The sequence below is a fragment of the Bacteroides sp. 2_2_4 genome, assembly GCF_000157055.1.
GTDB classification, from domain to species: Bacteria; Bacteroidota; Bacteroidia; order Bacteroidales; family Bacteroidaceae; genus Bacteroides; species Bacteroides ovatus.
Genome location: NZ_EQ973358.1, coordinates 84,208 through 99,206 on the forward strand (window position 1 = coordinate 84,208; position 14,999 = coordinate 99,206).

The following is a 14,999-nucleotide window of genomic DNA, read 5'->3' on the forward strand; positions in this document are numbered from 1 at the left end:
CCTTCTTCTCTGTACATCCAGTCGTTGTCGGTGCGAACGGCAATCACGTTCTCACCCTCTTTGATATGTGGAGTCAGGTCGAACCCTACCGCCATAACACCGTTTTCGTGTCTGCCTAGATAATGTCCGTTAAGATAGAAGTCTCCGCGTTGGCGTACTCCTTCAAATTCGACGAATACTTTCTGATTACTTTTCAGTTCCGGAATCTGGAAACTCTTGCGATACCATACCACTGTATCTGTCAATTGTTCAATGGAAAGTTTGAATGCTTCATCTTCATTGAAGGCATGGGGCAAAGTTACTTGTTTCCATTTACTGTCGTCGAATTTTGTATCTTTGGCTTTAGGAAAGTCTCCTATCCGCAGCTTCCATTCGCTGTTGAAATTGTATTTTTTGCGTTCGGATGCCTGTATATTAATGGCGGACAGTATAGCCAGGAGAAATGTGAAAAGAAATAATTTGTGTTTCATGATAGTCTCTTAACTTACTTGAATTGATATCCTCTGAAAGTACCTTTCATTTTTATAAGGTCCGGTCCGAAATAGAATCCCGGTTGTGTTGGCTGGTTATAGCCTACATTTTGGGTAGCGATACTGATTCTGTATATCGGTTCTTCAAGGAAGGTGTGGAATCTGTATTCGGTCGGAATAGTCGAAACGTAGAGCCGGAGAGCAGCGTTGTTCTCGGAGCGTACGAGTACTTCTTCCCGCCAATCGCCTATAATGTCACCTTGGAGACAAGGATTCGATTTCGTTCCATTGTTGAAAAGAGTTCCTGTGAATTTGACAAGCGGAACAAACTTTTTGTTTTCCCAGTCGTATTTAATAATCATGTTTCTATCCAATAGTTCGCGTAATAGGTCTCCATCCCACCAGACAGCCATATTGGTCGGCATATTTCTCATTTTAGGGGCTATGATTTCTCCTTTTACGTTTCGAATTCCTTGTGAATCTCCTGACCACATTTCCACACCCGGATGAGTCGGGTCAATGTCGGCGGCCATACAACGTCCTACATCGGTATTGCTTTTTATCTGTAATAACACTTCTCCGGTGGCGGCATCTCTGTACGTACTTCCGTCACGTTTGTTTTCGTGGCAGTCCCATACTTGCAGACCTTTACGGGAAGGGTCAAAATGTGTCAGGTGGATGGCGTCTCCATGTCCCATTCGGGTAGAATAAAGTCCTTTGCCGTTGTGGTCGATAGCACAGGAACCGTAAATAATTTCGTCGCATCCGTCACCATCCACATCGCCTACACGCAGATTGTGGTTTCCTTGTCCGGCGTACTGCTCGCATCCGGGATGGTTGCTGTCGAATACCCATCGGTTCTTCAGTTCTTTTCCGTTCCAGTCGAAGGCCGCCAGAACGGTGCGTGTGTAGTAGCCTCGGCACATGACAACACTTGGGTGTACTCCGTCAAGATAGGCTACACAAGCCAGGAAGCGGTCGCTTCGGTTACCTTTTGCGTCTCCCCAGTCGGCAACGTTGCCGCGGGCAGGGATATAGTCGATGGTATGTAAGGCTTCACCGGTGTCTCCTGAAAAAACAGTCAGGTATTCTTTGCCTTTCAGAATACGTCCTTGCTTCATCATTTGATTCCTGCTTGGGTCAAAAGTACCGGCTTCGCGATAGTCTGCATCAGCATTTCCAATTACTTTTCCTTTTCCGTCCACTGTTCCGTCGGCAGTCCGCATCACTACTTCCGCTTTGCCGTCACCATCCAGATCGTACACCATGAATTGAGTATAATGAGCTCCTGCACGTATGTTTTTACCCAAGTTGATACGCCATAGTTGTTCTCCGTTCATTCGGTAACAATCGATGTATACTTCGCCTGTATAACCTTCGTGTGCATTGTCGTGTGAATTGCTGGGATCCCATTTGAGGATAATTTCGTATTCGCCGTCACCGTCTACGTCACCGATGGAAGCATCATTGGGACTGTACGTGTAGGTATCGCCTGCCGGAGTTATTCCGTCTGCCGGTTTTTGCAGGGGAATTTCCAGATAGCCGAGAGGCGCGTTTTCCGGGAATGTGTATGTACCGTCAATGTGATGCGTCTCCTTTCCTTTTAGAACAGGACGCACTTCGTAAACAGCCGTTTTCTGACTGTTATTCTTATCACGGAACAGGGTGCTGACAGTAATGGGAGTGTCTGTCAATTTCTTCCCGTCTCTGTATACGTTGAAACCGGTTTGTATCGGATCGGAAGAAAGATACCTCCACGAAACGATTACTTCTGAAGGGTTTTCGCGAATGGCAACTACGCCGCGGTTTAGTTTCTCCCGTTGTAACTTTGAGTAGTTATAACCAGGTTGTGCTGTCATTGTTACAACAGGCAGTAACATGAATATGCACAATAGATAAATTGCAATTCTTCTCATATTTGTTTTATCGGTTTGGACCTTATTGTATTTATTCACTCGCAAAATTACTCCTTTTTGTGATGTATGAAATGGAGAAATGTACAAAGACTATATACAATTGTGCACCCTTTCAAGTTAATTGTCCGTATGATATAATATTCTATCTTTTGCGTACATCTGTCCATTACCTCTTTGATGATATGCGATAATTTTGCAACGTGAACTAAAAGAAGTAATTATGAAGTATCTTTTATCTATTGTACTATTGGCCTTGATTGGTTTTACAACTCCGAAAAAGACGATTCCTGCTTATGATTGGGGAAGTGTATCTGCAGAGCCGGATTTGTCGTGGGCCGATCAGGTGGGGGCGCAGAGGACTCCGGAAAACACAGAATGGGATGCCGGAAAGTTCGGGTTGCGGAATGACACTTCCGTATTCAGTACTCCTGCTATCCAGGCCGCTATTGATGCTTGTCACCAACAGGGAGGAGGTACGGTAGTTGTTGCCCCGGGGTATTATAAAATAGGTGCTTTGTTTATCAAGAGTGGTGTGAATCTGCATCTTAGTAAAGGTACTACCTTGCTTGCGAGTGATAATATTCAGGACTATCCGGAATTTCCTTCCCGCATTGCCGGTATCGAAATGACATGGCCTTCGGCCGTTATCAATATAATGGATGCGGAAAATGCCGCTCTTACGGGGGAAGGTTTTATCGATTGCCGCGGAAAAGTATTCTGGGATAAATATTGGGCGATGCGGGAGGAATATGAGAAGAAGAATCTGCGTTGGATTGTGGATTATGATTGCAAGCGGGTGAGGGGAGTACTGGTTTCCAACAGCAAGCATATCACGTTGAAAGACTTTACGTTGGTGCGTACGGGATTCTGGGCTTGTCAGATTTTGTATTCGGATCATTGTTCGGTGAGCGGACTTACTATTAATAATAATATAGGAGGTCACGGACCAAGTACGGATGGCATTGATATTGATTCATCTACCAATATTCTGGTAGAAAACTGTGATGTGGATTGCAACGATGATAATATTTGTATTAAGGCAGGGCGTGACGCCGACGGACTGCGTGTGAATCGTCCCACGGAGAATGTGGTGGTTCGTAACTGTATTGCCCGTAAAGGTGCAGGGTTACTGACTTGCGGAAGTGAGACTTCCGGTTCTATTCGTAATGTACTGGCTCATGATCTGATAGCGTATGGCACAGGATCTGTATTACGGCTTAAATCGTCTATGAATCGTGGTGGGACAGTAGAGAATATTTATGTCACAGGAGTTGAGGCTGATAGTGTATCTAATGTATTGGAGGTGGATTTGAACTGGCATCCAAAATATAGTTATTCGAAATTACCTGTAGAATATGAAAGTAGGGAGATTCCTGCACATTGGAAAATAATGCTGACTCCAGTAGAACCTAAAGAAAAAGGGTATCCACACTTTCGCAATGTTTATTTCTCTCATGTAAGAGCGAAAAGATCTAAATGTTTCATTACAGCTTCGGGGTGGAATGATAGTTTACGTATTGAGAACTTCTATCTATTTAATATTCGAGCACAAGTGAAAACAGCGGGAAAGATAGTGTATGGAAAAAAAGTTCGATTAAGTGAAATTTATTTGGAAGTGGAAGATAAGAGTCAAGTAAGACAAGAATACAATATTGATAGTAAAATAGAAATCAGTTATCAGTAGGAATATTATGGACAGTGTCCAGAAATATATAGAATGAGGGTGTATCATTGATCACCCTCATTCTGTGGCTATTTGACTAGCGTTACTCCCATCAATCCTATCACGACTTCATTGGCTGTCGTCTCCAAAGATAATGATTTTAATTCTTTAACTGGATTGAGTGGCAGATCAAGCATTGTAGCCATACCACCATCAATAGATATCGGGTTGTTCGATATTGTTTTTCCAAGTTCGCCTGCATGATATTTGCTTACATCACCTGTTTTAAGGCGTACTCTCCACGGACGTGGATCTTTAGTGTTGAAAGCATATCCATCTACGAATATATCCTGATCTAAAGGAATTAAATTATCTGGTAATATAAGTTTCAGTACTTCTTTTTGTCCATCTGTATATTCTATTTTGATTTCGCCATTTACTATATGAGATTGCATATAATAAGTGGAAGCTGCAATGAGGAAATAGGCTTTAGAAGCTTTACCGTTTAGTGGTATATTAATGGAAGTCGGGTAGTTATCCCATAATGTGGTGAATGCAATATTATTATATTCTTTTTCTCCTGGAGTACTGAAAGGTATTCCTTGTGGCATAATGAATCTATTGTTATTTCTTGAAGCCTTATTTCTTATTCCACGGTCATCAATAACAGAAATACTTTGAGGATGACACCATTGTCCCATACCTTGGGTCGGAACTTGTAATGTGGTGTATTTCCATCTTGGGAACATATATTTTCCATAAGCGAATATATTACTTACTTTGTCATTAAATATTTTCTTCATGTCTACCGTCTTATAAACTGATTTTTCCGGTACAGAGATATTCCAATTGATGGCTCGAAAAGAGTAAGTGTCTTTTCCGGATTTGACTTTTATTCTATTAGTTCCTGAAGATGCAATGGGAATATCAAATTCATAGTTGTTTTTTCCATGAGCTTCTATATTGATGTTTTCATTCACCTTTTTACCATTGATATACAAATCACCTTTTATCACTTTATCCATATTGTTTTTCAAGGTAAAAATAAGAGAAGAAGATTCAGAATCACAAACGATATCAAGCGGATTGTTGACATTTATATCTATGGGAAGCCAATAATTCATATTTCCATTGGTGATATTGACAAATACAGTGCGATGTCCGTTTTGAGCGGTTATAGTGCCGGTTAGTATGTCATTCTTTAAGTTTGCATGACGCAGAACGTTTTGCGGGTCATATATTTTTCCTGATTTATAAGGAATATTTAGTCTGAACTGGCTGCCATTGGCTACATTGACAGATATCATGTCTCTGTTTATTTTTTCTCCGTCCCATTCTATCGTGATATCGTATTTGTCAGCTATTCCTGCCTCAAACTTAATTTCTGGAGATAAAATAGTGGTTGTAAGTAAAGTATAGGGTGTATCTTTTCCATTTACTTTGATAGATTTAATTTTGTTTCTTATAGCTTTTATTTCCATTGACAAGCTGACATCTTTTTTGAGTAAATTAGGAGTTATAGAATACCTTTCTATATTGCCTTTCCTTTCAAAAGTATATGCCATATTTTGAGTTTCAATTTCTGCAAAATTCCAATCATCGGGGAATCCGGGTCTTATCGTTAGTCTATTATTAATAAGATCTGGCATGATACCGTACATACCCTGTACAAGAGCACGTACCCCTGTCGCTATTCCATCGGCAAAATCACGATATGTCTCTCTGCGGGCTGCGTCATAGAATGACAATTGTGTGACATTTCCCGGACCTGAACCAAGGTACATCGCATCCAGAACAGCTCCTTTGAACATTTTGAAAGCCTCTTCATAACGTCCTGTTTGCCAATAAGCAAGGGCGGTATGTGAGATTTCTCCGAAAGCGACATTGTTGATAGACCACATATAAGGTTGCCAGTTTGTTGTTGAAATCACATAATTGGCAGTATCCTTCAAACCTTTTCCCATGACGGGGATGTGGGGGATTTCCGTATCTATATATCGGGTTGCCTGATATGCCTTGAAGGGATCATGTATATCAGAATCTATTGCATGATAAATAGTCCATATGGCAGCGTTGTCATGTCGTATCCGGTTTCCCATATTATCTTTAAACTCCGCCCACCATCCTTTGTCTTTTATCCATAATTCTTTGTTTATGGCAGATAATATAAGTTCTGCTTCTTTTTTGTATATGCTTGGATCTTTTCCTAATTTTTCGGATATTTCTGCCATTATTTTATTTGCCCGGTAGTTATATGCAGTAGAATGTGTCACTTTACCGCCATTGTATTGTAATGCGTCTGAAGCCCAGATACAAGCATAGGCATCATATAACCCGTCGTTATCGGGGTCGAATAGTTTTTTTTCCCATGTAAAGTGACGTTGGAGGGCAGGATATATTTCTCGTGCGTAATCAAGATCTCCGGTCCATTTGAGATGCCACAACAGTTGGTCTATAAAGACTAGATTCATATCATAATGATGCATGACGTCTCTTCTATTAGGAACTCTTCCTATATAACCATTACTATACATGGGGGTTCCCCATATTTTTGCAGACCGTGCGAGGTTTAGGGCTGTGTCCTGAAGATGGGGTAATGTGACGGGAACATCTATAACTTGCGAATTAAGATAACCGTTAAAGTGAGTTTTTGCCCTATCTTCTAATCCCATCAAGTCTGCGAGATAAGCCCCTCTCCAACCGGTAAGAAGTAATTCGCGGAAACAGATGGCTCCATGTAGATACGATGGAGATTGCCATACAGCATCTTCCGCTCCAGAGAAGGTGCCTCCTAATGTGTTCAGAAATGGATCAGGTGTTTTTATTTTGATTCTGGAAGCTATTTGGGTTCTGAACTCAACACCTTTGTTGAAAACATTACTGAGATCATTATATTGAAACTCACTATGACTTTTAGGGTTGTGCAGTTCAATATAGAAAGGAATGGTACTAACCGGATATTTTGCTATGATAACCGGTTTGTTTGATTTGCGGGATGTGATAAGTTCGTCCAATTGGTCAATAAGGTTTCCATCCACTTCTTTTATATCAGTTCCGATAGGAAAGGTTCCTGCTATGGACATTACTTTATGTTGAGAGGCTCTGTTGCTGGTGTGGTGCCCGTATTGTATCGTAAATTTGTTTTGATTAATTTGATATATATTTCCGGAACAATTGTTGGCTTTAATGAAAAAACAATCGGCTGGGTCGGAATTCAAGTCTCCCTCACGTCCGAATTTCTGATTGTTGGCTCCCCCCATATATCCACAAGATTTTAGTGCCGGCAGGGATGTCTTTGGCTTTGTATCTTACTACTAATCCATCGCCATCGGACATAGCTACAGCATCAATTGTCAGACTGCCGTTTCCTAGATGTCTCCTGTCTCTCACAATGTAGGTGCGTTGCCCGGATTTAAAACGAGATTCAATGAATTCCATATCTTTTATCCAAGTAATATTTGAGGGGGTAGATATAGCCATATATACACTTCCACCGAGGTTAGGCATGTAAAGTCCGAATTCGGGGAAGTCACTGGTTTCAAAACGAAAGCCGGTATTAGTTCCATAAATAGCTCTAGTAAATCTTTTATTTCCATTGGTTATTACAAACTCTTCTCCTTCGGGTTTATATCGAAGAGTTCTTTCTTCTCCGTGCCAATAGGAGGAGTGAGGCAAGTCTTTTGCGTTTGCCGGGAATTGCAACAAGGTAAATAATATCAATATAATTTTTTTCATAACAGTTTTTTATAAGTGTACTTTAAGTTCTATGTTCGTTTATTCGGGCTTGATTTTAAAGACGAAACCTGAAGATGTTTCTGCTTTTCCCCCTTGGGAAGCCGTGAAAAGGTAAGCCGGTTTTCCATTTTTCATTAGTACTTGCGGGCGTTCGAAACGTCCATAACGTTTGAGATGTTTAGGAGCGGGTGGTTGTTTGATATAATGCTCTGCTCCAAACCAACCAATTTGAGGGTTTTGCCAGTTCAGCCCGTCTTTGGATTCGAAATAGAGCCCCACTGTATGGTCGTAGAACCCCATATCTCTCATTAACATTTTGAATATACCGTTTTCATACCAGATATACGCATCTTCTACTTGCCTGTTTTCTCCGAAACCGGAGAAATCGACGATCGGATTTTTTTCATATCGTCGATAAGGTCCTGTGATTTTATCTGCAAAAGCTACCCCATATTTCCGGTTACCTGAAATACCATTGATATGTTGGTTCACATATTCATTTTCATTACAAGATTTATAATAAAGCCAGTATTTTCCGTCCGGATGTTTTAAGAAAGCTGGATTAGTGGTAATATAATCATCCCATTCACCTGTATTTCCAGGCATTAATAATGGTTTTTCGCATCTTTCCCACGGTCCCCAAATAGAGTTTGCTACAGCGTATCCGATACGTTTCGTTCCAAATTTACCATTGGTTGCTCCCATGTAAAATAGCCAGTAACGACCGTCTATTTTATAAATGCTTGGATTGTGACATGTATTACCATCAAAATAGCCCGGGCGGGGGGACAGTACTGTTGATACATATTTGTATGGGCCTTCCGGTTGGTCGGCTACGGCGTGTGCGATTTCACAATGCCCCAGCCATCCTTTCATTTCATACTTTTTTTCCCAACGTGAATAAAATACATGTACTTTATTCTTTTCATCTATAATTGGTGCACAACACCACACATAATAATTATCGTCTTCCAAGATGCGTCCCATAGGTTCCAGACGTTCAGCAAAAGAAGAAATAGCATCTGCTGGATAGTTCTTCGGCTGGTCAAGACTTTGGGCTTGTGCCGACGCAATCTTTAAAATAAAGAATAATGCATAAAAAAGGATGTGTTTCATAATTTCTGTGATATTTATATATGATTAATAATTCTTTTAGACCTGTATGACAAAATTAGGTTGATTCTGCAAATAGCTATGATGAAAAAATTCCATTTTGTATGTAGTTTTATCCACAAATAGCGATATTATGGTTGTAAGGTATTAGATATGGAACTTTGTTACAAATACTTTTTCTTATAGTAGCGCACTCTTGACAAAGCCTTTTTAATTTTGTATATTTGCAAGCGGAAAGATTAATGGATAAAGAATTTAAAAAAGAATGAAAATAGAATAGTACAATATTATAACAATATATCAGAAGCTCCTTACAATAGTTAAGCTGTGAGAGTTACCGTATAAGCTAAAGGCTGCAAATCTTTATAAGGTTCGCAGTCTTTTTTGTTATGAAAAAGTACAGGGAGAACCTTAAAATCGAAATTTATAATTTATAATAAACTTGGATACCGTTTTTAATAAACTCCTCAATAGTTTATTAAAAACAGAAAGCTTGTCTATTAAAGATAAGTCATTTTTTTTTCTTTATGTGAAGGAGGAGGATAATACTTATTATGATGTAAAATGACAGAAGTGAATTTAAGTGACATGATTGTAAAAACAATGGAGCATTGTACACAATTCAATGCTCCATATTACATCATAATGCAATAATAAAAATAGATTTTTATTGAGCTATCACACCTGCCCAACTGGAAGAGAAGCGGAAGTTACCGACATTTCCGGTCAAATCATCGCGGTTCCTAAATGAAATAGAACGAATCCCCCCTTTTAATTTGTTATTATCTTCGTCCCCCTTCGCTACCACATCGGGTTGAGGTTCTTCTGCTGTTAAGGCTGGGTCTACAAATAATGAAACCTCGTTCTTTTTATAATCCAGTTTGAGAACCAATAGATGCGTCTTATTAAGCGCATGGCTTTTGAAGGATTCTGCATTAACTCTTAACAGATTAGTCCCGAATCGGATATGTTCATCGTCTATCTTACCGACATATACTCTGGCACGCAGATTACCGCCAGTATGAACAGGGGAAAGAGCAATGAAATCGCCTAAGCGACTGGAAGCGACGGAGGAAAAGTTTGCCAAAAATGAAAGGTATAAAGTTCCCCTGCAATAGTCATTCTTTTCAGAAATGGAATATACGCTAAATCTTGAACCTTTCACATTTTCCGGGAGTTCTCCTATTTTGATAGATACTCCTTTTTCCGTATATCCCTCATAACTGAGCTCTTGTCCGGTAATGGGACTACCGGCATTCTTGTCAGTTTGGGAAGAGAATGCTTCACACCAGGTATCTATTTTTATCGGAGCATCAGCTTTATTATATGTAGCTTTTTCCAATTTATCACCTTGTTTATATCCATTTAGCAGATTGCTTTTTAATACTTGTGCGTTGCTTGATAATACAAAGGCTGCCAGGCTTAAAATTAATACTGATCTTTTCATAATGCTATAATTAAATGTGTTGATAATTTTTTCTGAGACAAAATTAGTCTGAACTTTTTATTCCGACTAGTGAAAAAATTCCATTAAACATGTACATATGTTCACAAACACATAAATATATTTATTAATCTTCGTTTATTTCTGTTTCTCTTATGCCCTCTTGGTATCTTTTCTGATAACTGGAAGGAGAGATGCCAAATTGAGCCTTAAAACATCTGCTGAAATAGAACGGGTCATTGATGCCGACCATATAAGTTACTTCAGATACGGTATATTTCTTGGTTGACAACAATTCAGCAGCTTTCTTCATTCGCATGATACGAAGATATTCTTTGGGAGTATATCCGGTCACTCCACGCACTTTACGGTAAAAGATGGTGCGACCCAGTGACATCATAGAAGCAAAATCATCGGCAGTAAATTCAGGGTTAGTCAGTTGTTCTTCCACTATCTTGGTCAGATTTTCGACAAACTCCTTGTCTTTATCCGATGTACACATCACAGGACGTTTGGCTGACAAGTCATTGGAAAACTTCTCCTTTAGTTTGTCACGCTGTTCTATCAGTTTGAATATGCTTGCCAGTAACAGTTTGGTACTGAAAGGTTTTGTTATGTAAGAGTCTGCACCGCTTTTCACTCCTTCCAGATGGCTTTCCGCTGCATTCAGGGCTGTAAGTAGGATTATAGGAATATGACTGGTACTAAAGTCACTTTTTAGTTTACGGGTTATCTCGAAACCATTATATCCAGGCATCATGACATCGCTGATAATGAGGTCTATATCATTATTATGGGCATACTCCAGACCATTTTTTCCATCCGCTTCGGCAGCAACCTCGAAATATGGGGTCAGTTCTTCTTTCAAGAATTCCCGTACGTCATTGTCATCCTCGATAATAAGTATTTTCCGTTTGTTTAGAGGACCCTCTTGATCAGATGCGTTCAGTTCTGTTTTTAGTTCTTTCTCTATATTTTCTACTTCTTTATCTATTTCTTCTTCTGATTCAGAGTGAGCATTTTCCTCATTAAGAGCAGAAAGCGAAGGATGGTTTTGTGCTTCTTCTTTTAATATGGCATTTTCAGGAATAAGGAAGTCGTTAGATTGATAAATGGAAGAATCAGTAGGTAAAGTTACAATGAAAATAGAACCACCTGACGGATTTTCTTCATAGCAGATGTTCCCTTTGTGAACATGAACCAGTTCATGGGTAAGATGTAAACCTACTCCTATACTGTCGCTAGAAAAACTGCTTTGCATGAAACGTTTAAACAGCTCATTACGTTTTTCTTTGGGTATGCCTACACCTGTATCCGTTACTTTCATGATTAATAGCTGTTTCTGTTTATCAATATAAATGCTGAATTCTATCTTTCCACCGGAAGGAGTATATTTGAAAGCATTTGATAAAAGATTGTAGGCGATTTTGTCGATATTACCTTTATCAATATACATTTTGTATGAATTGACGGATGGTATAAATTTGAAATCCATATTCTTGGATTCGGCTGTATCCTGAAAGCTTAGGTAGATTTCATATAAGAAAGCGATAACGTCAGTTTCTTCAAGTGAAAGGGCGAGTTTGTTGTTCTGCATTTTCCGGAATTCAAGTAATTGGTTGATCAGACGCAGCATACGCTGGGTACTTTTGTCCATTAGTTTGATAGAGTAACGTATCTCCTTGGGGATATTGTGGGTACGGTGGATTCTGTCCAAAGCCCCTTGTATTAGTGTAAGCGGAGTTCTGAATTCATGTGAGATATTGGTGAAAAATACTAACTTGTATTCTGTTAATTGCTTTTCTACTTTAATTTTATTCCGCAAGTTGTTAATATTCCTGATAGTACGATATACAAAATACATGATAATGCCTGCAATGAGTATGTAAACAAAGAAAGCCCATCCGGTTGCCCAAAAAGGGGGAGTTACTTTGATTTCAAGTGTCTCCTCGTTATCACTCCATATACCTGATACGCTGCAGGCTTTGACATGTAGATAGTAGGTACCTGCCGGTAAGTTTTTATAAGCTGCAAAGTTTAATGTAGAAGGAATACTCCAGTCATCGTCATATCCTTCAAGTTTGTAGCTGAACCTTGTATTAGTCGAAATTGGATAGTCAAAAGTGGAGAAGTCTATGACAAAGGAACTTTGGTAATATTTCAGACTGATGGCATCTGTATATGCCAGAGCGGCTGTCAATGGAGAGTCCATATCGGCAGGACGGACTGATATTCCGTTTAACTTTAAGTCTGTAAATGTAACGGACAGAATTTTCTCTTTGTTTTTAATTTGCTTAGTATTGAGTATTATAAGTCCGTGGTTGGTGCCGAAAGCCAAACGACCATCTTTTAATTTGGCACATCCTTCTGTATATACATTCCCCAATATATCATTAGAAAAGAAGTAATTGTTGAATATTTTGTTTTCCGGGTTAAAACAAGAAATCCCATATTCGGTGGATACCCAGATATTTCCTTCATCATCTTCAATGAAAGCTTGTACTACACTGTGGACAAGTCCATCATTGACCGTATAGTGAGTAAAGGATATATCTTTATAATCATTCTTTATATTGGCTACGCAAAATCCGATACCTGATTCGGCAATCCATATCCTGCCTTTCTTATCTTGTATAATTGATTTTATTTCATTGCTTTTCAGGGCATGGTTATCCAGATTGTATTGGTAAAAATCGTTCGGGTCTTTTATAATACGGTCAGGATCGAATACAAAAACACCTTCACTGGTTCCTACCCATATCCATCCGTTACGGTCTTCGCAGATAGTGCGGATTTCCTTTTGGCCATAAGTCTTATTGAAAAAATGCCGGAATATGTATTTGTCTTTTTTAGGAACAGCGAGATCAAGTCCTCCGCCGAACGTTCCTATCCACATACGTTGTTTGCGGTCTTGCAAAATGCAGAATACTGGATCGGCAGCTAAGGAATTTGTATCGGTTGCCTGATGTATATAGTGTTGGTCGTCTCCGACTTGGAGCCCTTTCCCGCGTGTTCCCAACCATATATTACCTTTACTATCCTCACATGCAGAATAGATATTTATATCATAATACTTTTTGCTTTTCTGTTTTGTTAGTTTATTATCGTAGATATATAATCCGCCTGCACGCGTTGTTATCCATACTTCGTCATCTTGCATGTGGGATATGAAGCGGATGGCATTTGCCCTGTCGATATTTAATTCACCTTCGGGATATACTTTTGCAGCCCCTTTATTTATGATTTCAATTTGGGATATACCGGAATATTCGCTACTTGTCCATAAATTGCCCGAGTGATCTTCTATTATATATTGAAGATAGTTTGAGGCGATGGGATTTGTATGATTGGCGGTTGCGGTAAAATGTTCCAGTTCTTTAGTAGTAGGATTATAGGCAAAAAGTCCGTTCCCATAAGTCGTTATCCATATAATGTCTCTGGAGTCATGATAGACATGATAGCGTTCGTAATCAATGAAATATGGAAGCTTTGACGATCTTACATCAATCTTTTTGACACTACCGGATTCTTTTTGAATATAGTTAATGTATCCAGTCTGATTATGAACCCAGTAGTTGTTGCGGTTATCTTTCACTACCAATCCATTACGGATATTGAGCTCTTCCGGAGCAATTCTGGTTGTATTGGTCTTGGGATTGAATAAGATTCCGCCTTGTTTGGTAAATAACAGCCATTCGTTACGTAATACAATATTGCCTGTTAGCAAAAAATCAGTTGATGTGGCAGTATTGGCAACTTTCGTGAGGTGCTGCTGGTTGTATTTCCAAATAAATCCCTCTGATGTTATGAAATAAATAGTATTATCAATGACTGCGCTTTGAAGGAAGTAGTGAGTCGAATCTATACATTCGAGCGTGTTATCTTTAAGTAAATACAGCCCTTTTCCTGTACCAATCCAAATGGAATTTGAATCAAATACACTAAGAAAACGTATATTGTCGGATTTTAGTTTATGGTTGTCGGTAGAATATGTTTCCGAACTGAATTTGTTGTTTTTATAAGTAATTTTCCGGCAGCCTTGCACCCTTCCCCAAAGCCATATATCCTTATTAGGGAGGATTGTGACTTCATTATAACGGTCTTTCATTTCTCCTTTGCCGGTGAAATCTACAAAACAGTCTTTTTTCAAATCATAACAACTGATTTGTTCCGCGGAAGTTGTAATCCATAGGAATCCGTCGGAGTCTTCCTGTACACTTCTGATACGATGATCCGCTAATGACAGTTCTTCACCGCTCTGGGGACGGAAAGTAACAAATGAATTTCCATCATAACGGCTCAGGCCATTTAAAGTAGAAAACCAAATGAATCCTTTGCTGTCTTGATAGATATGCCTGATAGAATTATTGGCTAATCCGTCAGTGGCAGTCAGATTCCTAGCATGTATTTCTATGGAGGCGTTTGCCGGATATATAATACATGTACATATAAAAAAGAAAATTGTAGCTTTAATGAAGAATCTCATACTTGTATAGTGATAATAATGATTGTGTTTTTTTAGATTTGCGGTAAAGATAGATAAATAGCACGTAATTTTAAAGTTTAAATTCAGACTTTTGCATTGAATTTCTTGAATAACCTGAAAAAAAGAAAGAGGGACTATATAAGAATGTTCAGGTGGACAAATGTGCATGGTA

The 14,999-nt window shown here is 39.1% G+C and carries 8 protein-coding genes; 1 reads left to right on the forward strand and 7 read right to left on the reverse strand.

The features are described 5' to 3' along the window. On the reverse strand, positions 1-470 hold a 470-nt coding region (locus BSCG_RS19105), incomplete at its 3' end, for a sugar-binding domain-containing protein (RefSeq protein ID WP_008775431.1). Between the two features lie 14 nt (positions 471-484). Then, positions 485-2,386, reverse strand: a complete 1,902-nt coding sequence (locus BSCG_RS19100; protein WP_004308504.1) for a rhamnogalacturonan lyase — start codon at positions 2,384-2,386, stop codon at positions 485-487. A gap of 220 nt (positions 2,387-2,606) precedes the next feature. Between BSCG_RS19100 and BSCG_RS19095 the strand changes: the two genes are divergently transcribed. Then, positions 2,607-4,070 carry a glycoside hydrolase family 28 protein gene (locus BSCG_RS19095; RefSeq protein WP_008775432.1) on the forward strand — a complete coding sequence of 488 codons (1,464 nt, stop codon included), beginning with the start codon at positions 2,607-2,609 and terminating at the stop codon, positions 4,068-4,070. A gap of 68 nt (positions 4,071-4,138) precedes the next feature. On the opposite strand, the gene BSCG_RS19090 is transcribed toward BSCG_RS19095, so the two are convergent. The 5 genes from BSCG_RS19090 to BSCG_RS19075 form a co-directional block, all read right to left on the reverse strand. Beyond that, positions 4,139-7,309 (reverse strand): DUF4450 domain-containing protein, encoded by a 3,171-nt coding sequence (locus tag BSCG_RS19090; protein WP_008642250.1) that lies wholly within the window; start codon positions 7,307-7,309, stop codon positions 4,139-4,141. Next, on the reverse strand, positions 7,275-7,784 hold the full coding sequence (locus tag BSCG_RS0127400; RefSeq protein ID WP_004308507.1) for a DUF4450 domain-containing protein: 510 nt from the start codon (positions 7,782-7,784) through the stop codon (positions 7,275-7,277). The genes BSCG_RS19090 and BSCG_RS0127400 overlap by 35 nt, the downstream gene beginning before the upstream one ends. A gap of 39 nt (positions 7,785-7,823) precedes the next feature. Continuing rightward, positions 7,824-8,900, reverse strand: coding sequence for a glycoside hydrolase family protein (locus tag BSCG_RS19085; RefSeq protein WP_004312563.1), 1,077 nt, complete (start codon positions 8,898-8,900; stop codon positions 7,824-7,826). A gap of 664 nt (positions 8,901-9,564) precedes the next feature. Continuing rightward, the gene (locus tag BSCG_RS19080) at positions 9,565-10,344 is read right to left on the reverse strand and encodes a hypothetical protein (RefSeq protein WP_008642253.1); all 780 of its coding nucleotides are present in this window, start codon (positions 10,342-10,344) and stop codon (positions 9,565-9,567) included. 124 nt (positions 10,345-10,468) lie between these two features. Then, positions 10,469-14,827, reverse strand: coding sequence for a hybrid sensor histidine kinase/response regulator transcription factor (locus tag BSCG_RS19075; protein WP_004312562.1), 4,359 nt, complete (start codon positions 14,825-14,827; stop codon positions 10,469-10,471). Positions 14,828-14,999 lie beyond the last annotated feature (172 nt).

Coding starts and splice junctions, on each gene's coding strand:
- BSCG_RS19100 (WP_004308504.1), bottom strand. CDS start 2,386: ATGAGAAGAATTGCAATTTATCTATTGTGCATATTCATGTTACTGCCT.
- BSCG_RS19095 (WP_008775432.1), top strand. CDS start 2,607: ATGAAGTATCTTTTATCTATTGTACTATTGGCCTTGATTGGTTTTACA.
- BSCG_RS19090 (WP_008642250.1), bottom strand. CDS start 7,309: ATGGGGGGAGCCAACAATCAGAAATTCGGACGTGAGGGAGACTTGAAT.
- BSCG_RS0127400 (WP_004308507.1), bottom strand. CDS start 7,784: ATGAAAAAAATTATATTGATATTATTTACCTTGTTGCAATTCCCGGCA.
- BSCG_RS19085 (WP_004312563.1), bottom strand. CDS start 8,900: ATGAAACACATCCTTTTTTATGCATTATTCTTTATTTTAAAGATTGCG.
- BSCG_RS19080 (WP_008642253.1), bottom strand. CDS start 10,344: ATGAAAAGATCAGTATTAATTTTAAGCCTGGCAGCCTTTGTATTATCA.
- BSCG_RS19075 (WP_004312562.1), bottom strand. CDS start 14,827: ATGAGATTCTTCATTAAAGCTACAATTTTCTTTTTTATATGTACATGT.